This window comes from Inquilinus limosus DSM 16000 (assembly GCF_000423185.1).
Taxonomy (GTDB): domain Bacteria; phylum Pseudomonadota; class Alphaproteobacteria; order DSM-16000; family Inquilinaceae; genus Inquilinus; species Inquilinus limosus.
Genome location: NZ_AUHM01000006.1, coordinates 259,012 through 279,181 on the forward strand (window position 1 = coordinate 259,012; position 20,170 = coordinate 279,181).

Sequence of the window (20,170 nt, forward strand, 5' to 3'; positions counted from 1 at the left end):
TCGGGATGGTGGCATCCGCGCTGGCGCTCGCCGCCGCGATGCTGGCGGGAACGCCGGGCGGCACCGCGCCCGCCCTGGCGCAGGAGCCCTCGACGATCACCGGCGGCTTCGATGTCGGCCCGGGCGGCTTCCAGGGCAACTTCAACCCGCTGGCCGCGACCGGCGGCTTCACCTGGCTCAGCCTCTATTTCGAGCCGCTGGTGATCTACGACGCCAAGCTCGAAAACATCGTCGGCGATCTGGCTTCCAGCTACGAGGTCAGCGCCGACAAGCTGCAATACACCTTCAAGCTGGCCGACACGAAGTGGCATGACGGACAGCCCTTCACCTCGGCGGATGTGAAGTTCACCATCGACACGGCGAAGAACGGCGCCACCGGCACGGTCTTCGCCGCCCGCCTCGGCGCCATCGCCTCGGTCGAGACGCCGGACGCGAAGACAGCGGTGCTGAAGCTGTCGGCACCCAATGCCGGCCTGCTGGCGACGCTGACCCAGCTGATGATGCTGCCGCAGCACGCGCTGAAGGACATCCCGGCGAACGCTCTGGCCAAGCATGAATGGTGGTCGAAATCGCCGATCGGCACCGGCCCCTACAAGTTCTCGCGCTACGTCACCGACCAGTATGTCGAGCTGGTTGCCAACCCGGACTACCGCGGCGGCAAGCCGGTGACCGACCGGATCATCAACCGCTACTTCGCCAACACCGCGGCGGCAGTGGCGGCGCTGCGCTCCGGCGAGATCAGCTTCAGCTATGTCGAGGCCGACGACGTCGCCACCTTCCAGGGCAACGACGCCTTCCAGGTGATCGAGGGCAACTCCTTCGTGGTCAACTACCTGGGCTTCAACCAGGAGGTGCCGCTGTGGAAGGACGTCCGCGTGCGCCAGGCGGTGATGCACGCGATCAACCGCGAGGCGATCGTGCAGAGCCTGTACAAGGGCGCCGCCGAGATCGCCAATTGCGGCTATGTCGCCGACCGGCTGCTGCCTTCGGGCATCGACAGCTATGCCTATGACCCGGAGAAGGCGAAGCAGCTGCTGGCGGAGGCGGGCTGGGATCAGATCAACGGCAGCAAGCCGATCACGCTTCTGACCTACTACAACAACCCGTTGGCCGCGAACGTGCTGGCGGCGGTTCAGGCGATGCTGGCCCAGGTCGGCATCAACGTGGTGCCGCGGGCGGTCGACACGCCGACCTACAACGCCACCATCTACGCCCAGAACCCGGACTGGTCGCAGTTCCCGATGGTCTATGCCGGGCTGCAGAACGGCCCGGACCCGAGCGCCATCAACATCGGCCTGAACGAGAAGCAGATCCCGCCCGCCGGCGCCAACTTCCTGCGCATCCGCATGCCGGAGCTCACATCCGCCTTCGATGCCGCGATGAACGAGACCGACGACGCCAAGCGGGCGGAACGCTACCAGGCGGTCTGCAAGGCGATGAACGCCAACCTGCCCTGGGCCACCATGTGGGTGGCCAAGCGCTACGGCGTCGCCTCCAGCAAGCTGAAGGACTTCGTCTGGACCCCGGCGCCGGCGGGCGGCCCCTTCGAGTCCCGTCCGGAAAAATGGGCGATCGGCAACTGACTCCTTCCATGGGGCAGGGCGGTGTGGCCGGCCAGGCTGCGCCGCCCCGTCTGGGAACGCCATGCTGAACTACTGCCTTCGTCGCCTCGCGGTCGGGATCGGCATGCTGGTCGCCCTCAGCCTGCTGATCTTCATCCTGCTCCGGCTCGCGCCCGGCGACCCGATCGACGCCTACATCAACCCGAATGTGGCGATGTCGCAGGAGGAGATGGCGGCGGTGCGCGCCCGTCTCGGCCTCGACCAGCCGCTGCCGGTGCAGTACCTGGCCTGGCTCGGCGGGGCGCTGCGCGGCGATCTCGGCTTCTCCCTCCAGCGTAACGGCGAGACCGTGCTGGACCTGGTGGCGGAGCGGATCGGCCCGACCCTGCTGCTGATGGGCACCGGCCTCGCGATCGCCATCGTGGTCGGCATCGGCGCCGGCATCATCGGCGCCGTCCGGCGCAACTCGGCGACCGATGTCGGCCTGTCGGTCGCCGCCTTCCTCGGCATCTCCAGCCCGGCGTTCCTGACCGCGCTGGTCGGCCTCTACGTCTTCTCCGTGCTGCTGCGCTGGGCGCCATCCGGCGGCATGCTGACCCCGGGCGCGCCGTTCTCCCTGGGCGACCTCGTCAGCCACCTGATCCTGCCGGCGCTGCTGCTGTCCATCGGCCATACCGCGCTGATCATGCGCTACATGCGCGCCTCGCTCTTGGAGGTGCTGAATCAGGACTATGTCCGCTCGGCCCGCGCCAAGGGGGTCAAGGAGTTCTGGGTGATCGTGAAGCACGCGCTGCGCAACGCGCTGCTGCCGGTCGTCACCCTGATCGGGTCGACCATCGGCATCGCGGTCGGCGGCGCCATCTTCCTCGAGAGCGTCTTCAACTGGCCGGGCATGGGCCTGCTGCTCGTCAACGCGGTGGAGACCCGCGACTACCCGGTGATCATGGGGGCGACACTGGTGGTCGGCGCCTGCGTGATCGTCGCCAACCTCCTCACCGACATCGCCTACGCGGCGATCGACCCGCGGATCCAGGTGGCCTGACATGGCGGTCGCGGAAATCTCACATCGCCGCGGCGGCAATGGTCCTTTGGCCCGTGCCTTCCGCCGTTTCGCGGCCAACCGCGCGGCGCTGGCCGGCATCGCCATCCTGGTGCCGATGCTGGTGCTGATCGCGGCCTATCCGCTGATCCTCGGCCACAAGCCCAACGACATCGACCTCCTGGCCCTCAACAAGGGCCCCAGCGCCGCGCATTGGCTCGGCACCGACGGCGTCGGCCGCGACATCCTGGCCCGGGTGCTGCAGGGCGGGCGCATCTCGCTGCTGGTCGCCGTGGTCTCGGTCGCGATCTCGGTGGTGATCGGCTTCCTGATCGGCTCGGTCTCGGCCATGGCCGGCCGCTTTGCCGACGCCGCGATCATGCGCTTCGTCGACCTCGCCATGACCCTGCCGCCGGTGATCTCGCTGCTGGTGCTGGCTTCGATCACCGGCGCCGGCATCGTGCCGACCATCATCGTCATCTCGCTGCTGTCCTGGCCGGTGCTGGCGCGCATGGTGCGGGCAAGGCTGATGGAGCTGCGCGAGCGCGACTTCGTGGTCGCGTCGCGCGGCATGGGCGCGGGTCTCGGCCACCTGCTGTGGCGGCACGGCCTGCCGAACTCGATCGACATCCTGGTGGTCTACGCCACGCTGCAGATCGCCGCCGCCATCCTGCTCGAGGCCGGCCTGTCCTTCCTTGGCCTCGGCGTGCCGCCGCCGGAGGCGAGCTGGGGCAACATGCTGAACGCCGCCCGCAGCACCGTGGTGCTGGAGCAGTACCCCTGGCAATGGCTGTTCCCGGGCGCCGCCCTGGTGATCACCGTGCTCGCCATCAACTTCGTCGGCGACGGCCTGCGCGACGCCTTCGACCCCCGTTCCGAACTCAACTGACCGAAAAGTTCTTGATCATGGCATCAGCCCCAGCCTTCCAGGGCGTCGTCCCGCCCGTCGTTACCCCGCTGACCGCGGATTTCCAGGTCGACTACCCGTCTTTCACCCGCGTGCTCGAGCACCTGATCGACGGCGGCGTGCACGGCCTGTTCGTGCTCGGCTCCACCAGCGAGGTGGTGTTCCACGACGAGGCGACGCGGCGGCAGATCCTGGAGCATGCGGTCAAGGTCGCGAACGGCCGCGTGCCCGTGCTCGCCGGCGTGATCGACCCGACCACCGACCGCGTCATCGGCCACGCCAAGGTGGCGCAGTCAATCGGCGTCGACGCGGTGGTGGTGACGGCGCCGTTCTACGCCCGCACCAGCGCGCCGGAGATCGTCGACCATTTCCGCTATGTCCGCGACGGCATCAACCTCCCGATCATCGCTTACGACATCCCGGTCTGCGTCCATGTGAAGCTCGACCGCGCCAGCGTGGTGACGCTGGCCCGCGAGGGCACCATCGCCGGCCTCAAGGATTCGAGCGGCGACGACGGCAATTTCCGCTTCGCCCTGATGGACCTGACCGACAAGCCCGAGATCGCGATGATGACGGGGTCGGAGATCGTCTGCGATTCCGCCCTGGCCGCCGGGGCCCACGGCATCGTGCCCGGTCTCGCCAATGTCGACCCGCACGGCTATGTCCGCCTCTACGACCTATGCCGCAAGGGCGACTGGGCGGCGGCGCGGCAGGAGCAGGAGCGGCTGTGCCGTCTGTTCGAGATCGTCTGGGTCAGCCTGCCGCGCACCAGCGCCGGCTCGGCCGGCGTCGGCGGCTTCAAGACCGCCATGCGGCGCCTCGGCATCATCGACACCAACGTCATGGCCCGGCCGCAGCGGGCGCTGAACGACGCCGAGGCCGCGAAGGTCGAGGCGATCCTGAAGGCGACCGGCCTGCTGGCCTGAGAGGAAAGATGGTGGAGGCTCAGCACCCGATCCTCGATATCAGCGGGCTGCGGACCGTGTTCCGCATCCGCGGGCACGAGGTGACCGCGGTGGCGGATCTCGACCTCGCCATCGGTGCGGCGGAGACCGTCGCGCTGGTCGGCGAGTCCGGCTCCGGCAAGTCGGTGACGAGCCTCTCCATCATGGGGCTGCTGCCGGCCAAGGTTGGGCGCGTGGCCGAAGGGTCGATCCGCTTCCGCGGCAAGGACGGGCGGGAGCGGGACCTCACGACGCTTGACGGGGAGGCGCGGCGGCGGATCCGGGGCAACGACATCGGCATGGTGTTCCAGGAGCCGATGACGAGCCTGAACCCGGTCTACACCATCGGCGACCAGATCGCCGAGCCGATCCGGATCCACCTCGGCCGCGACCGCAAATCGGCCTGGGCCGCGGCGGTCGACCTCCTCGACAGCGTCGGCATCCCCGACCCGAAGCGCCGGGCGGCACAGTACCCGCACGAGCTGTCGGGCGGCATGCGCCAGCGCGCCACCATCGCTATGGCGCTGGCCTGCGACCCGACTCTGCTGCTGGCCGACGAGCCGACGACGGCCCTCGACGTCACCATCCAGGCGCAGATCCTCGACCTGCTGCGCCGCCTGCAGGACCAGCGCGGCATGGGGGTGCTGTTCGTGACCCACAATCTCGGCGTGGTCGCCGAGATCGCCCATCGCGTGGCGGTGATGTATGCCGGCCGGATCGTCGAGACCGGGCCGGTGCGCGAGGTGTTCCGCCATCCACGCCACCCCTACACCATCGGCCTCCTGGCCTCGGTGCCGAAGCTGGGCGAGGCGACGCGGCTGAAGGCGGCGGGCGCCAAGCTGGCTACCATCCCGGGCACGGTGCCGAGCCTCGCCGCCATGCCGCCCGGCTGCGCCTTCGCCGGGCGCTGCCCACATGCGGTCGAGGCCTGCCGCGCCGCCGTGCCGGCGCCGGCCGAGGTCGCCCCGGGCCACTTCAGCCGCTGCATCCGTTGGCAGGAGCTCTGACCATGGCCGATCCGCTTCTCGCCGTGCGCGGCCTGGCCAAGCATTTCGGCCCCGGCGCCTTCGGCCGCGGCCCGGTGGTGCGCGCGCTCGACGACATCAATTTCGATGTCGGCCGCGGCGAGGTGGTCGGCCTGGTCGGCGAATCCGGCTCGGGCAAGACCACGATCGGCCGGTCGGTGCTGCGGCTGATCGAGCCGACCGCCGGGGAGGTCGTGTTCGACGGCCGGGACCTGACCAGGCTGTCGCGCGGCGAGATGCGCCGACAGCGGCGGCGGATGCAGTACATCTTCCAGGACCCCTTCGCCAGCCTGTCGCCGCGGATGACGATCGGCGAGATCCTGACCGAGGGCCTCGCCATCCAGGGTATCGGAACAAGGCGCGAGCGGCTGGACAAGGCGCGCGCGGCGCTGCAGGCGGTCGAGCTGCCGGCCGACGCGGTCGAGCGCTACGCCCATGAGTTCTCCGGCGGTCAGCGCCAGCGCATCGGCATCGCCCGGGCCCTGGCGCTGGAGCCGGAGTTCCTGGTAGCGGACGAGCCGGTGTCGGCGCTCGACGTCTCGGTGCAGGCGCAGATCGTCAACCTGCTGCGCGACCTGCAGCTGCGGCTCGGCCTCACCATGCTGTTCATCTCCCACGACCTCGCGGTCGTGGAGTTCATCTGCGACCGGGTGATCGTGCTCTATCTCGGCCGGATCATGGAGATCGCTCCGAGCGAACGGCTCTACGCCGCGCCGAAGCACCCCTATACCAGGGCGCTCTTGTCGGCGATCCCGGAGCCGGACCCGGACCGGCCGCGCCAGCGTCAGATCCTGAAGGGCGACATCCCCAGCCCGGCCAACCCGCCCTCGGGCTGCGTGTTCCGCACCCGCTGTCCCCACGCGGTCGACGCCTGCACCCGGGTGGTCCCGCCACTGGAGGAGGTGGAGCCGGGGCATTTCAAGGCGTGCATCAGACAGGACGTCAGCCGATGAACCGACCTCCCCGTCATTGCAAGGAGGCGAAGCCGACGAAGCAATCCAGGGCGGCTCGCGCTGGCCCTGGATTGCTTCCCCCGGCTCAAGGCCGGGGTCGCAATGACGGTGTTGGAAATTCTGAGGGGCCTTGATGAGCGACGTACTGCGCGGCAACTGGGCGACGCTGCTGCTGCCGATCGCGGATGACGACAGCATCGATTTCGGCCGGCTGGCCGAGGAGATCGACCTGCTGATCGCGGCCCGGGTCGACGGCATCTACTCCAACGGCACGGCGGGCGAGTTCCACAACCAGACCGAACGGGAATACGCCGAGATCCAGGCGCTGCTCGCCGAGACGTGCGGCGCCCGCGGCATGCCCTTCGTGATCGGCGCCTGCCAGCCGGACCCCAGCCTGGCGCGGGAGCGGGTGCGGCTGGCGCGGGACCTCGGGCCGGCGGCCATCCAGGTGGTGCTGCCGGACTGGTGGCCGGTGACCGAGCCGGAGGCGGCCGACTTCCTGCAACTGATGGCGGAGGCGGCCGGCCCGGTGCCGCTGATCCTCTACAACCCGCCGCACGCCAAGCGTGTGCTGGCGCCGGAGGAGCTCGGGCGGCTGGTACGGGCCGTGCCGGCGGTGGCCGGCATCAAGCTGGCCGACGGGGATGCAGCCTGGTACGCGGCGGCGAAGCAGCACCTGTCCGGCACTGCGCTCTTCGTGCCCGGCCATCACCTCGCGACCGGCGTGAAGCACGGCGTCGCCGCCGGCGCTTTCTCCAACGTCGCCTGCCTCAGCCCGGCGGGGGCCCAGGCCTGGACCGACCGGATGGCGACCGACATCGGCGCCGCCCTCGACCTGGAGCGCCGGATCTGCCGCTTCATGGACGAGCATGTCGTGCCGTTCCGGACCCGGCACGGCTACTCCAATGCTGCGCTCGACAAGCTGCTGGCCGCGATCGGCGGCTGGGGCCCGGTCGGCACCCGGCTGCGGCGCCCCTATCGCTGGATCGCCGAAGCCGAGGCCGAACGCCTCCGTCCGATCGCACGGGCGATGATGCCGGAGCTGTTCCTGGCCTAGCGGAGCCGCTCACCCCGCCTGTCGGCCGCCGTGCCGCTGGGCCCGGACCAACCGCGCCATCAGCTGGATGCCGGGCTCGATGCGGTCGACCGGGATGGCGGAATAGCCGAGCCGCACGACGTTCTCCGGCGGCACCGGGTGGTCGAAGAACACGGCGCCGGGGTCGAACAGCAGGCCCTGTGGCGCGGCCGCAGCGGCGACGGCGTTCATCGACACGTCGGCCGGCCCCTCGGCCCAGAGGGCGGAGCCGCCGGCCGGCAACCGGAACTCGAATTCGGGCAGATGGGTGCGCAGCCCGTCCCCGATCGCCGCGACGCGCTCGCGATAGGCGGCGATCAGCCGCTTGATCGCAGCGTCATGGTGGCCGAGCTGCAGGAACAGCGCCACCGCGCGCTGATTGTTGGCCGGTGGGTGCCGTGCCATCAGCCGCCGCATCGCCCGGGCTTCGGCGATGAATTCCGGCGCCGCCACCACGAAGCCCAGCCGCAGCCCGGGGGCCAGGGTCTTCGACACGCTGCCGACATAGATCACCCGCTCGTCGCGGTCGAGCGCCTTGAGCGCCGGGGTAGCCTCGCCGACGAAGGTCAGCTCGCTGTCGTAGTCGTCCTCCACGATCACCAGATCATGCGCCGCCGCCGCCTGCAGCAGTTCCTGCCGGCGGGCTAGCGGCATGGTCACGGTGGTCGGGTTCTGATGGCTCGGCTGTACGAACAGCATGTCGCATCCGGCCAGGTTGCCGCTCGGCTTCAGCCCGTGATGGTCCATCGGCAGGCCGACGACCCGCGCGCCGAACTGCCGGCACAGGTTGCGGATATCGGGATAGCCGGGCTGCTCGATCCCGGCCGTCTTCTCCGGCCCCAGCAGCAGTGCGGCGGCGAGAAACAGCGCCTGCTGCGCCCCCATCGTGACCAGGATCTGCTCCGGCGACACCCAGATGCCGCGGCGCGGCAGCACCCGCTTCTGCAGCTGCTCGATCAGCAGCGGGTCGTCGGCGTCGACATGGTCGCCGGCCCATTCGCGGATGGTGACGGAGCGCAGCGTCAGCTGCACCACCTCGCGCCATTCCGCGATCGGGAACAGGGTCGGGTCCGGCTGGCCGTAGACGAAGGGGAAGCGGTAGTTGAACCAGTCGACCGGCTTCATCACGTGCCGGGTGCGGGACGGGCGGCTCACCAGCCGCCCGGTCCAGTCCGGCCGCCGCACCGGCGGGTCGGGCCGCACCCCCGCCGCCCGCGCCGCATTGTCCAGCGCCGCCGGATGGACCATGTGCCGCGACCGGCTGTGCGCGGTGATGAAGCCTTCCTGGGTCAGCTGGTCATAGGCCAGGATCACCGTGTTGCGGCTGATGTCCAGGATCTCGGACAGCCGGCGCGACGACGGCAGCTCGGTGCCCGGCGGCAGCCGCCGGTCCAGCACCGCCTGGGCGATGGCACCGCGCAGCTGCGCCTGCAAGGTCAGGTCCGGCCGGCGCGACAGCGTCAGCAACTGCCGCCACAGGATATCGTCGGCCGCCACGCGTCCCCCACAGCATCATCCGTGGTCCTGAATAAGATCGTATTTCGCCCCCTGGTGCAATCTGGACTCATCGATAGAGGGCATCTGGACCCATCGCCGCCGCATCTGGCCCCATCGGTTTGCCCGATCTGGACCTAACCAGGTATGCGCAACGTCTGATAAATCCCGTCCACTGCGATCTGCCCCGGTCCCGAGGGGCGCATTCGACGCTCGGCCGCTCCCGCAAGAAGGGCGGCTCCGACCCGACAGTGGAGGACGTTCCGTGACCCAGACCCTCAACGGCACCCCCGGCAACGACACCCTCACCGGGACCGACCCGGGCAATGCGGCCAACCCGGACGGCATCGACATCATCAATGGCAGCGCCGGCGATGACACGCTGAACGGCCTCGGCGGCAACGACACCATCCAGGGCGGCCTGGGCGCCGACACCATGAATGGCGGCGACGGCATCGACACGCTCAGCTTCGCCAATGCCACCGCGGGCGTCGGGCTGGCCTTGAACGCCTTCGGCGCCGCGGGCGAAGCCGTGGGCGACATCATGAGCGGCTTCGAGAATGTGATCGGCACCGCCTTCGGCGACCAGATCGCCGGCGACGGCGGAAACAACGTGATCGATACCGCCGGCGGCAACGACTACATCCAGCTCAGCGGCGGTGCCGACACGATGATCGCCGGCGACGGCTACGACATCCTCGATGGCCGCGTCTACGGTGCGGCTATCGACGTCAACCTGACCACCGGGGTCGGGCAGGGCGGGACCGCGGGCTGCACCTTCTCCGGCTTCGAGCTGGTCCTGGGCACCGGCTTCAACGACATCCAGACCGCCAACCTGAACATCGGCACCGGCCTGGCTGGGTTCGACGGCGCCGACACGCTCAACGGCGCCAATGGCGACGATGCCCTGTACGGCGACAACTTCGCCGGCATGGTCGTCACCGGCGGCGCCGACACGCTGAACGGCGGGGCCGGCAGCGACGTTCTCGAAGGCGGCCAGTTCGGCGATGTGCTGAACGGCGGTGCCGGGGTCGACAGCATCAACTACTACGGTTCCGGCGCCGCAGTGGCCATCAACCTGGCCACCGGGGCCGCATCCGGCGGCGAGGCCCAGGGCGACACGCTGATCGACATCGAGAACGTCAACGGCTCGGGCTTCGCCGACGTTCTGACCGGCAGCGCCGTGGTCAACAGCCTCTTCGGCTATGAGGGCAACGACCTGCTCGACGGCGGCGCCGGGGCCGATAGCCTGGACGGCGGCAACGGCACCGACCAAGTGACCTATGCCCAGGCGACCGGCGGGGTCGCCGTCAACCTGGCCCTCGGCAGCGGCCTGGGCAACATCGCCCAGGGCGACACGCTGACCAATATCGAGAACGCCACCGGCTCGGCCTTCAACGACATCCTGTTCGGCAACGGCGTGGTCAACGTGCTGGACGGCGGCAACGGCAACGATCTGCTCGATGGCGGCGCCGGGGCAGACACGCTGAACGGCGGCGCCGGCACCGACACGGCGAGCTATGCCCAGTCGAACGCCGGGATCACCGCCGACCTCACCTTCGGCGGGAATTCGGGTGGCGACGCCCAGGGCGATACGCTGACCGGCATCGAGAACCTGATCGGCTCGGCCTTCGCCGACACCCTCCGCGGCGATGCCGGGGCCAACGCCATCGACGGCGGCGCCGGCGACGACCAGATCGCCAGCTATGGCGGTGCCGATGTCATCAATGGCGGCGCGGGCATCGATACGGTCTATTACGACACCGCGGCGGTGACCGTTGACCTGGCCACCGGCCAGGGCTTCGGCGGCGACGCCCAGGGCGACACCTTCCAGAACATCGAGAACGTCGTCGGCTCGGCCTTCAACGATACCCTGATCGGTGACGCCGGCGCCAACTCGCTCAGCGGCGGCGACGGTAACGACACGATCCGCTCCGGCGCGGGGAACGACGTCATCAGCGGCGGCAATGGCAACGACGCGATCAACGCTTATAGCGGCACCGACGCCATCAACGGCGGCGCGGGCATCGATACGGTCTATTACGACAGCTCGACCGTCGGGGTGCTCATCAACCTGGCCACCGGCACCGGCGCGGGCGGCGATGCCCAGGGCGACACGCTGTCGGGCGTCGAGAACCTCATCGGCTCGGCCTTCAACGACACCCTGATCGGGGACGGCGGCGCCAATTCGCTTGCCGGCGGCGGTGGCGACGACACGCTCCGCGGTGGCGCCGGGGCCGACGCCCTCAACGGCGGCGCCGGCAATGACACAGCGAGCTATGCCGGGTCCGCCGCCGCCGTCTCGATCGACCTGCGCAATGGCGGCGCCTCCGGCGGCGACGCCCAGGGCGACACGCTGACCAGCATCGAGAATGTCATCGGCTCCGACCTCGCCGACAACCTGATCGGCAATGCCGACAAGAACCGAATCGAGGGCGGCGCCGGGAACGACGCCATGGCCGGAGAGGCCGGTGCTGATGCCCTGATCGGCGGCGACGGCGTCGACACGGCCTGGTACAACAACTCGACTGTCGCCGTCTCGATCGACCTCCGGAGCGGCACCGGCGCGGGCGGCGACGCCCAGGGCGACACGCTGAGCGGGATCGAGAACGTCGTCGGCTCCGGCCTTGCCGACAACCTGATCGGCAATGCCGGCGCCAACAGGATCGACGGCGGCGCCGGCAATGATGCTATGGCCGGGGAAGCCGGTGCGGACGCCCTGATCGGCGGCGCCGGCATCGACACGGCCTGGTACAACAACTCGACCGTCGGGGTGACCGTCAATCTGGCCAGCGGCACCGGCGCGGGCGGTGACGCCCAGGGCGACACGCTGTCGGGCATCGAGAACCTCGTCGGCTCGGCCTTCAACGACATGCTCATCGGCGACGACGGCGCCAATTCGCTCACCGGCGGCGACGGCGACGACACGCTCCGTTCCGGCGCGGGGAACGACGTCGTCAGCGGTGGCAACGGCAACGACCTGATCAACGCCTATAGCGGCGCCGACGCCATCAACGGCGGCGCGGGCGTCGACACGGTCTATTACGATGCCTCGGCCGTCGGCGTCACGATCGACCTAGCCGCCAACACCGCCTCCGGCGGAGACGCCGAGGGCGACACGCTGTCCGGCATCGAGAACCTCGTCGGGTCGGCCTTGGCCGACCGGCTGTTCGGCAATGGCGGCGCCAATGCGCTGAGTGGCGCGGCGGGCGATGACTCCCTGCATGGCGGTGCCGGGGCCGACGCTCTCGACGGCGGGGCCGGGTCGGACTTCGCCAGCTACCGGGGTTCGGTCGCGGCGGTCACGGTCAACTTGCTGGCCGGCACCGCCTCCGGCGGCGACGCCCAGGGCGACACCCTGACCGGCATCGAGAACCTGTATGGGTCGAGCCTCGACGATCAGCTCACCGGCAGCGACGTCCGCAACATCATCGGCGGCGGGAACGGCAACGACAGCATCGCGGGCAACGGCGGCGATGATTCCCTGTCAGGCGAGGGCGGCAACGACAGCCTCGATGGTGGTGACGGTGCCGATCGCCTCGTCGGCGGCGCCGGGGTCGACACCATCCATGGTGGCACCGGCAACGACTCGGTCGACGCCGGCAGCGAGAACGACCAGGTCTTCGGCGGGACCGGCCATGATGCCGTTTATGGCGGCGTCGGCGACGACGAGATCGACGGCGGCGACGGCAACGACACGCTCGAAGGAAATGGCGGGGCCGACGCGCTGGCCGGCGGGGCTGGGATCGACACGGCGAGCTATGCCAGCTCGGCCGCCGGGGTGACGGTCAACCTGGCGGCCGGAGCGCTCGCAGGCGGGGACGCCCAGGGCGATACGTTCAGCGGCATCGAGCAAGTCATGGGCTCGGGCTTCGCCGACACACTGACCGGCGATGCCAACGCCAATACCCTGTGGGGCATGGCCGGCGACGACGTGCTCACCGGCGGTGGCGGCGGCGACGCGCTGAAGGGCGGCGCCGGCAGCGACCGCTTCGTCTACGCGGCGGTATCCGACAGCGCGATCTCCGGCCTCGGCAAGGACACGATCGCCGACTTCACGGCTGGCGACAGGATCGATCTGTCGGCGATCGACGCTGACGGCAACGCTGCCAATGGCGACACCGCCTTCACCTTCGGCACCGGCGACTTCACCCGCCAGGCCGGCGAGATCCGCATCGTCACCGCCGGATCAGTGCAGGTGGTCTATGCCGACGTCAACGGCGACAAGGTCCCGGACTTTGCCATCAACGTCATCTCCGACCACGCCCTCACCGCGGCGGATTTCGTGCTGTAGCCGCCCTGCCTGGACGCCTCAGTGGAACAGCCGGGCGGCGAGCTGCAGGGCGGTGCTGATGCCCAGGCGTTCATAGGCCCGGCGGCGATAGGTCAGCACGCTGGTCGGCCGGATGCCGAGGTCGAGGCCGATGCCCTCGGCGGTCATGCCGATCACCGTGCGGGCGCAGACCGCGCGCTCGCGCTCGGTCAGGGCCGGGCAGAGGCTGCGCAGCCGTGCCTCGACCGCGGCAGCTGAGCCCGGCCCCGGCCGGTCGGCGCCCAAGGTCCGGCCATGGGCCTCGATCAGCGGCAGCAGGACCCGCCCGAGGGCGCGGAGATGCTGCGCCTCGCCGTCGGAAAAGGCGCCTGTTCCGCCATGGCGGAACAGGCTGAGCGTGATCCAGCCGCCGCGGCCGGGACGCAGGATCGACAGCTTCTCGGCGAAGCCGGGCCGGGCGTAGCAGTCGCGCCGGTAGTCGCGGTCGGCGATGTCGTCCGGCCGCACCCGCAGGCACAGCCCGCCGCGCTCGCCGCCGGCCCGGAACACGCTGTTCAGCGGATCCAAGCGGAAATAGTGGCGGCGATAGGCTTCGGCCCGTCCGCCGGCCTGGCGCTCGGCCCCGGCGGAGAGGATGACCGAGGGCATCGCGCCGCCCTCCGCCCGATGGAAGGCGAAGATCTCCTCCACCCCCGCCACGGCACCGAGGGCGTCCAGCACGACCGGCCCGAAATCCGGCGTGCCCAGAGCGTCGACGATGCCGGCGTAGAGTTCGACATCCCACAGCCCGTCGGGCGCTTCGGCCTCGATCCGCTGCATCTCTCCTCCCTCGCGGGTGACTTCACCCGATCCCGGGTGGGAGCCTAGCACATCGCGCCTAGCCCTGCAGGGCGGCCCACATCTCCCGGTCGCGCGCGGCGGTCCAGATCCGCGGCGTGTCGATGCCCAGCGCCTCGTCATAGGCGCGGGCGACGTTGAAGGGCAGGCAGTGCTCGTAGATGGCATAGCTGGCGAATTTCGGGTCGCAGGCGGCCCGGCAGGCCTCCCACGCCTCCTTCAGCGAGCCGCCGCGTGCCGCCACCCGGGCCACGGGACGGTAGGTGCTGAGGATGAAGTCGCGGGTCAGCTCCAGCGCCTCGGCCACCTTGGCAGTGCCGACCAGGGCGTCGCCGCGGCCGGGCGACAGCGCCTCAGGCCCGAGGGCCGCGATGGCGTCCAGCGTCCCAGGCCAGTCGTTGAAGTGGGCGTCGCCGCAATAGCAGGCGGAGCGGTATTCGACGATGTCGCCGGAGAACATCACCCCGGCATCCGGCACCCAGGCGACGATGTCGCCGGCGGTGTGGGCGCGGCCGAGATGCAGCAGGTCGACCCGGCGGCGGCCGAGATGAATGGTCATGCGGTCCTTGAAGGTCACCGTCGGCCAGGTCAGGCCGGGGATCGACTCCGCCGCCTGGAACAGGCGCGGGAAGCGGCCGAACTCGGAGTCCCAGTCCTCCTGGCCGCGCTCATGGATCATCGCCCGGCAGGTCTCCGAGGCGACGATCTCGCTGGCGCCGTAGGCCGAGGCGCCGAGCACCCGCACCGCGTGGTAGTGGCTCAGCACGACGTATTTGATCGGTTTGTCGGTGACGCCGCGGATCCGCTCGATCACCTTCCGCGCCATCACCGGCGTCGCCTGGGCGTCGACCACCATGACGCTGTCGTCGCCGATGATCACGCCGGTGTTCGGATCGCCCTCGGCGGTGAAGGCGTAGAGCCCGTCGCCGAGCTGGGTGAAGGAGATCGACTTCTCGGCGAGGTCGCCGGCCGAGGCGAAGGTCTTGGTCATGGGCGGTCCTCCCGCGTTGTTCCGGTCAGCATAGGCCGGCGGCGCCGTCTCCGCTGTCCTCAGATCTGAGGACAGACGGGGTTCGATCTCCGGACCATCCTGGGCGAACGGCCGAGGAGAGCCGGAGCAGGGGAGGGGCTTATGGCCCGATACGCCACTCAGCGCTTCGCGACGCGCACCCCGCCGGAGCTGTCCGGCGGCGGCCCAGGGCGCTACCCCGTCGCCATCGTCGGTGCCGGCCCGGTCGGGCTGGCGGCGGCGATCGACCTGGCGCTGCACGGCGTGCCGAGCGTGGTGCTGGACGACAACGACGTCGTCTCCGTCGGCTCCCGCGCCATCTGCTGGTCCAAGCGCACGCTGGAGATCTTCGACCGGCTGGGCGTCGGCGACCGCATGCTCGCCAAGGGCGTGACCTGGAAGGTCGGCCGGCTGTTCCACCGCGACCGGGAGGTCTACGCCTTCGACCTGCTGCCGGAGCCCGGGCACAAGATGCCGGCCTTCATCAACCTGCAGCAGTACTATGTCGAGCAGTATCTGGTGGAGCGCTGCGCCGAATTCCCGAAGCTGATCGACCTGCGCTGGAAGAACCGCGTCACCGCTGTCGAGCCGGGCGGCGACCACATCCGGGTCCGGGTGGAGGCGCCGGACGGCGGCTATTCGATCGATGCAGACTACCTGCTGGCCTGCGACGGGGCGCGCTCGACCGTGCGCCGCGAATTGGGGCTCGACTTCCTCGGCCAGGCCTTCGAGGAGCGCTTCCTGATCGCCGATGTCGAGATGAAGGCGGAGTTCCCGTCCGAACGCTGGTTCTGGTTCGAGCCGCCCTTTCATCCAGGCCAGTCGGCGCTGCTGCACAAGCAGCCGGACGACACCTATCGCATCGACCTGCAGCTCGGCCCCGAGGCGGACCCGGAGGAGGAGCGCAGGCCCGAACGGGTGATCCCGCGCATCCGGGCGATGGTCGGCGACCGGCCCTTCGAGCTCGACTGGGTGTCGGTCTACAGCTTCCAGTGCCGGCGGCTGGAAAGCTTCGTACACGGCCGCGTGATCTTCCTGGGCGACGCCGCGCACGTGGTCTCGCCCTTCGGCGCCCGTGGCGGCAATGGGGGCATCCAGGATGCCGACAACCTGGCCTGGAAGCTGGCGCTGGTGCTGCAGGGCGGGGCGTCAGCCACTCTGCTCGCCACCTATGACGAGGAGCGGATCCGGGCGGCGGACGAGAACATCCTGCATTCGGCGCGCGCGACCCGTTTCATGACGCCGAAGAGCGAGATGGAGCGCGTGTTCCGCGCCGCGGTGCTGGACCTGGCCGTGGAGCACGACTTCGCCCGCCGGCTGGTCAATTCCGGGCGGCTGTCGCTGCCCTGCGCGCTGGACGGGCTCTCGCTGCAGACGCCGGCGGAGGCCGCCGAGGGTCTGCTGGCGCCGGGCGCGGTGTGCCCGGATGCCCTGCTGGATGGCGGCGATTTTCTGCTGAACCGGCTGGGCGGAGGCTTCGGCCTGCTGGCGGTGGGCGGGGCGGCGGTGCCGGAGGGCACCGGCCTGCCGATGCTGCGGGTCGGCGCCGACCGCGATCCGCACGGCTTCGCCGCCGCGCGCTACGGCGAGGGCCTGTATCTGATCCGGCCGGACCAGCATGTCGCGGCCCGGCTGACCGGCGCCTCAGCAGGGGAGGTGCAGGCGGCGCTGGCCCGGGCCAAAGGAGAGACGCCATGACCACGCAGGATCCCGGCCGTGACCGCCTGGCGGGGCGCGGCGACGACATCTACGCCGCGCTGATGCGGGCGCATGAGAGGCTGGGCTTCGCCGAGAGCGCGGCGCTGAACGCCCGGCTGGTGCTGATCCTGGCCAATCTGGCCGGCGACCCGGATGCGGTGATCGCCGCCATCGAACGCGCCCGCAGGCCGCCGGCCTGATCCGCAGGCGCGGCAACCAACGACACCAGGGAGGGGCAGATGACGCTGCAATCGGACGTGCAGGGACGAGCCGTCGCGCCGCCGCAGGCGGGCGCGATCAACTGGCGAGTGGTGGTCCTGGCCAGCCTGGGTGCCGGGCTCGAATTCTACGACTTCATCATCTACGGCATCTTCGCCCAGTACATCGCCGCGACCTTCTTCCCGTCGCACGACCCGCTGGTGTCGCTGATCAGCGCCTTCGCCGTCTTCGCCATCGGCTACCTGTCGCGCCCGCTGGGCGGTCTGGTGTTCAGCCATGTCGGCGACCGCACCGGCCGGCGCCGGTCGTTCATGGCGTCGCTCCTGATCATGACCGGCGTCACGCTCGCCATGGCGATGGTGCCCGGCTACGCCGCGATCGGCCTCGCGGCGCCGCTGCTCTTCACCGCCCTGCGCTTCGTCCAGGGGCTGTGCGTCGGCGGCGAGCTGCCCGGCGCCCTGACCTATGTCGTCGAGACGGCGCCGCGCCGGGCCGGCCTGGCCTGCGGCATCGTCATCTTCTGCGCCAACACCGGCGTCTTTCTCGGCACCTCGATCAGCGCGGCGCTGCACGGGATGCTGACGCCAGCCGCGATGGAGGACTACGGCTGGCGCATCGCCTTCGGCATCGGCGGCCTGCTCGGCGCGATCAGCGTCCTGCTGCGCCGGGCGCTGGAGGAGACCCCGGCCTTTCGCAGCATGCGCCAGAGGCCGGCCCGGCTGCCGGCGCTGGAGATCTTCCGCCGCTTCCCCGGGCCGCTTGTCGTCGGCGTCGGCATCGCCGCGCTGGTCCAGGCCTATAACGGCCTGGTGATGGTGGCGCTGGCGCCGTATCTGTCCAAGGTCGCGGGCTACGATCCGGCGACCGCCTCGCTGGCGGTGAATGTCGCGGTGGGCCTGCTATCCCTCGCCATCCCGGTCATCGGCTTCGCCGGCGATACGATGCCCCGGCGCTATCTCCACCGCATCGGCGCCGCCGCCATCATGCTGGGCGCCTATCCGGCCTATCAGGCGATGATCGGGCACAGCGTCGATATCGTCCTGCTGCTGGCCGCGGTCGGGCTGGCCGGCGCCTTCGCCAACGGCACCTTCGGCGCCCTGCTGACCGATCTGTTCCCGACCGAGGTCCGGTTCAGCGGCGTCGCCCTGGCCTACAACATCGCCGCCGCGGTCTTCGCCGGCCTGTCCGCGCTGATCACCACCTGGCTCCTGTCGGCCACCGGCGACCCGGCGTCGCCCGGGCTGTACCTCGCTGCGGTCGCCGCCTTCGCCTTCCTCACCGGGCTGTTCCATCGGCGCTACGCGGTGGATCTGGAGTAGCGCGCACGCAGTCCCGGCCGGGGCCGGCCTGATCAAATCCTGGGCAGACCGCCCCGGATCGATCCAGCCGGCCCCGGTCCGCATCCGCCCTCCACGGCCCTTGACCGTCCAATTATGATGCATCAAACATGATGCGCCAAATGGCACGGGTTTTGCAGAAGCCGGATCGGGACGGCGGAGACTGACCGGCCGGCCAGCCAGCAGCAGGGGAGGCGATCGAAGAATGGACATCCATGGCCTGACGCGGCGGGATCTGCTCGCCACCGCCGGGGCGTTCTCGCTCCTGAGCCTCGCCGAGGCCCGGGCCCAGGGCGTGGCGCCGAAATCCGGCGGCACGCTCACGACCGTGATCACGCCGGAGCCGCCGATCCTGATTCCGGGCGTGAACAATCAGGGGCCGACCCTGATCGTCACCAGCAAGATCTATCAGGGGCTGATCGGCTACGCCCCCGACCTGACTCCCCAGCCGGCCCTGGCGAAGAGCTGGGAGCTGTCGGACGACAAGCTGACCTACACCTTCCACCTGCAGCCGAACGTGAAGTTCCACGACGGCAAGCCGATGACGGCCGACGACGTGATCTTCTCGATCATGAAGTTCCACATGGAGCTGGCGCCGCGCGCCCGCGGCGTGTTCTCGAAGATCAAGGCGGCGGAGGCGCCGGACCCGAACACCGTGAAGCTGACGCTCGACTCGCCCTTCGAGCCGTTCCTCCTGATGTTCGACGTGACCACCTGCGCGATCGTGCCGAAGCACCTCTATGACGGCACGGATTACCGCAACAACCCGGCGAACCAGAAACCGGTCGGCACCGGGCCCTTCGCCTTCGACGCCTGGCAGCGCGGCAGCTTCATCCGGCTGAAGAAGTTCGCCGATTACTGGAAATCCGGGCAGCCCTATCTCGACCAACTGATCTACCGGATCGTGCCGGACAGCCAGAGCCGGGCGCTGGCGCTGGAAACCGGCCAGGTCCAGATGACCCAGTTCAACGACATCGAGCCGTTCGACGTGCCGCGGTTCCAGCAGAACCCCAACGTCATGGTCGAGACCAAGGGCTGGGAATACTTCGCGCCGCTGATGTGGCTCGAGCTCAACAACCGGGTGAAGCCGCTCGATGATGTCCGCGTGCGCCAGGCGATCAGCCATGCGATCGATCGCGACTTCATCGTCAAGCGGCTGTGGTTCGGCGTCGGCAAGCCGGCGACCAGCCCGGTCGCCTCGGCCACTCGCTACCATGACCCGGACGCGAAGCTGCAGGCTTACGATCTCGAGGCGGCGGCGAAGCTGCTCGACGACGCCGGGCTGAAGCCCGACGCCAACGGCGTCCGCTTCACCATCAAGCATCTCGCCATTCCCTATGGCGAGATCTGGTCGCGCCTGTCGGAATACATCCGCGCCTCGCTCGGCAAGGTCGGCATCCAGGTGGTGCTGGAGACGACCGACGCCGGCAGCTGGGCCAAGCGGGTCGGCGACTGGGACTATGAGACCGCGATCAACTTCGTCTACCAATACGGCGACCCGACGCTGGGGGTCGAGCGCACCTATGTCAGCAGCAACATCAAGAAGGTGACCTTCGCCAACACCGAAGGCTACTCCAACCCGGCGGTCGACAAGCTGTTCGAGACCGCCCGCCTGTCCGGCGACCCCGAGAAGCGGAAGAAGGCCTGCTACGAGGTGCAGAAGATCCTGACCGAGGAGGTGCCGGTCGTCTGGCTGATGGAGATGAGTTTTCCGACCATCCATGACCGCCGGGTGACCAACCTGATCACCACCGGAACCGGCGTCCACGCCTGTTTCGACGACGTGTTCATCGCCTGA

Annotated in this window: 15 protein-coding genes; 12 read left to right on the top strand and 3 right to left on the bottom strand. The window is 69.7% G+C overall.

Features of this window, described 5'->3' with window-relative positions:
- The first annotated feature begins 5 nt into the window (after nucleotides 1-5).
- From G537_RS0110380 to G537_RS0110410, 7 genes are all read left to right on the top strand, one after another.
- Nucleotides 6-1,583 carry an ABC transporter substrate-binding protein gene (locus G537_RS0110380; RefSeq protein WP_211230350.1) on the top strand — a complete coding sequence of 526 codons (1,578 nt, stop codon included), beginning with the start codon at nucleotides 6-8 and terminating at the stop codon, nucleotides 1,581-1,583.
- Nucleotides 1,584-1,644: 61 nt separating this feature from the next.
- A complete protein-coding gene (locus G537_RS0110385) occupies nucleotides 1,645-2,604 on the top strand; it encodes an ABC transporter permease (protein WP_026870072.1) in 960 nt (319 codons plus the stop codon).
- Between the two features lies 1 nt (nucleotide 2,605).
- Nucleotides 2,606-3,490, top strand: coding sequence for an ABC transporter permease (locus tag G537_RS0110390; protein ID WP_051248269.1), 885 nt, complete (start codon nucleotides 2,606-2,608; stop codon nucleotides 3,488-3,490).
- A gap of 17 nt (nucleotides 3,491-3,507) precedes the next feature.
- Nucleotides 3,508-4,434, top strand: a complete 927-nt coding sequence (locus G537_RS0110395) for a dihydrodipicolinate synthase family protein (RefSeq protein WP_034851338.1) — start codon at nucleotides 3,508-3,510, stop codon at nucleotides 4,432-4,434.
- A gap of 8 nt (nucleotides 4,435-4,442) precedes the next feature.
- A complete protein-coding gene (locus tag G537_RS0110400; protein WP_026870075.1) occupies nucleotides 4,443-5,459 on the top strand; it encodes an ABC transporter ATP-binding protein in 1,017 nt (338 codons plus the stop codon).
- Between the two features lie 2 nt (nucleotides 5,460-5,461).
- On the top strand, nucleotides 5,462-6,430 hold the full coding sequence (locus tag G537_RS0110405; RefSeq protein ID WP_034851232.1) for an ABC transporter ATP-binding protein: 969 nt from the start codon (nucleotides 5,462-5,464) through the stop codon (nucleotides 6,428-6,430).
- Nucleotides 6,431-6,563: 133 nt separating this feature from the next.
- Nucleotides 6,564-7,487 (top strand): dihydrodipicolinate synthase family protein, encoded by a 924-nt coding sequence (locus G537_RS0110410; protein WP_026870077.1) that lies wholly within the window; start codon nucleotides 6,564-6,566, stop codon nucleotides 7,485-7,487.
- A 9-nt stretch (nucleotides 7,488-7,496) separates the two neighbouring features.
- Here G537_RS0110410 and pdxR read toward each other — a convergent pair whose 3' ends face one another.
- Nucleotides 7,497-9,002, bottom strand: a complete 1,506-nt coding sequence (pdxR, locus tag G537_RS0110415; protein WP_034851234.1) for a MocR-like pyridoxine biosynthesis transcription factor PdxR — start codon at nucleotides 9,000-9,002, stop codon at nucleotides 7,497-7,499.
- Nucleotides 9,003-9,264: 262 nt separating this feature from the next.
- On the opposite strand from pdxR, the gene G537_RS37300 reads away from it, so the two are divergent.
- Nucleotides 9,265-13,293 carry a beta strand repeat-containing protein gene (locus G537_RS37300; protein WP_051248270.1) on the top strand — a complete coding sequence of 1,343 codons (4,029 nt, stop codon included), beginning with the start codon at nucleotides 9,265-9,267 and terminating at the stop codon, nucleotides 13,291-13,293.
- An 18-nt stretch (nucleotides 13,294-13,311) separates the two neighbouring features.
- Here the strand turns inward: G537_RS37300 and G537_RS0110425 are convergent, their stop codons facing one another.
- Both G537_RS0110425 and G537_RS0110430 read right to left on the bottom strand, forming a co-directional pair.
- Entirely contained in the window at nucleotides 13,312-14,091 is a 780-nt protein-coding gene (locus G537_RS0110425) for a helix-turn-helix transcriptional regulator (RefSeq protein ID WP_026870079.1), read from the bottom strand.
- A 58-nt stretch (nucleotides 14,092-14,149) separates the two neighbouring features.
- On the bottom strand, nucleotides 14,150-15,100 hold the full coding sequence (locus tag G537_RS0110430) for an MBL fold metallo-hydrolase (protein ID WP_026870080.1): 951 nt from the start codon (nucleotides 15,098-15,100) through the stop codon (nucleotides 14,150-14,152).
- A gap of 141 nt (nucleotides 15,101-15,241) precedes the next feature.
- Here G537_RS0110430 and G537_RS0110435 point away from each other — a divergent pair, with 141 nt between their 5' ends.
- The 4 genes from G537_RS0110435 to G537_RS0110450 all read left to right on the top strand — a co-directional run bounded on the left by G537_RS0110435 (nucleotide 15,242) and on the right by G537_RS0110450 (nucleotide 20,170).
- Nucleotides 15,242-16,816, top strand: a complete 1,575-nt coding sequence (locus tag G537_RS0110435) for an FAD-dependent oxidoreductase (protein ID WP_026870081.1) — start codon at nucleotides 15,242-15,244, stop codon at nucleotides 16,814-16,816.
- A complete protein-coding gene (locus G537_RS37305; RefSeq protein ID WP_034851236.1) occupies nucleotides 16,813-17,016 on the top strand; it encodes a DUF2783 domain-containing protein in 204 nt (67 codons plus the stop codon). The genes G537_RS0110435 and G537_RS37305 overlap by 4 nt, the downstream gene beginning before the upstream one ends.
- Before the next feature lie 39 nt (nucleotides 17,017-17,055).
- Complete coding sequence (locus tag G537_RS37310; RefSeq protein WP_034851238.1) at nucleotides 17,056-18,354, top strand: MFS transporter; 1,299 nt, start codon at nucleotides 17,056-17,058, stop codon at nucleotides 18,352-18,354.
- A gap of 223 nt (nucleotides 18,355-18,577) precedes the next feature.
- On the top strand, nucleotides 18,578-20,170 hold the full coding sequence (locus tag G537_RS0110450) for an ABC transporter substrate-binding protein (protein ID WP_034851240.1): 1,593 nt from the start codon (nucleotides 18,578-18,580) through the stop codon (nucleotides 20,168-20,170).

Coding starts and splice junctions, on each gene's coding strand:
- G537_RS0110380 (WP_211230350.1), top strand. CDS start 6: ATGGTGGCATCCGCGCTGGCGCTCGCCGCCGCGATGCTGGCGGGAACG.
- G537_RS0110385 (WP_026870072.1), top strand. CDS start 1,645: ATGCTGAACTACTGCCTTCGTCGCCTCGCGGTCGGGATCGGCATGCTG.
- G537_RS0110390 (WP_051248269.1), top strand. CDS start 2,606: ATGGCGGTCGCGGAAATCTCACATCGCCGCGGCGGCAATGGTCCTTTG.
- G537_RS0110395 (WP_034851338.1), top strand. CDS start 3,508: ATGGCATCAGCCCCAGCCTTCCAGGGCGTCGTCCCGCCCGTCGTTACC.
- G537_RS0110400 (WP_026870075.1), top strand. CDS start 4,443: ATGGTGGAGGCTCAGCACCCGATCCTCGATATCAGCGGGCTGCGGACC.
- G537_RS0110405 (WP_034851232.1), top strand. CDS start 5,462: ATGGCCGATCCGCTTCTCGCCGTGCGCGGCCTGGCCAAGCATTTCGGC.
- G537_RS0110410 (WP_026870077.1), top strand. CDS start 6,564: ATGAGCGACGTACTGCGCGGCAACTGGGCGACGCTGCTGCTGCCGATC.
- G537_RS0110425 (WP_026870079.1), bottom strand. CDS start 14,091: ATGCAGCGGATCGAGGCCGAAGCGCCCGACGGGCTGTGGGATGTCGAA.
- G537_RS0110430 (WP_026870080.1), bottom strand. CDS start 15,100: ATGACCAAGACCTTCGCCTCGGCCGGCGACCTCGCCGAGAAGTCGATC.
- G537_RS0110435 (WP_026870081.1), top strand. CDS start 15,242: ATGGCCCGATACGCCACTCAGCGCTTCGCGACGCGCACCCCGCCGGAG.
- G537_RS37305 (WP_034851236.1), top strand. CDS start 16,813: ATGACCACGCAGGATCCCGGCCGTGACCGCCTGGCGGGGCGCGGCGAC.
- G537_RS37310 (WP_034851238.1), top strand. CDS start 17,056: ATGACGCTGCAATCGGACGTGCAGGGACGAGCCGTCGCGCCGCCGCAG.
- G537_RS0110450 (WP_034851240.1), top strand. CDS start 18,578: ATGGACATCCATGGCCTGACGCGGCGGGATCTGCTCGCCACCGCCGGG.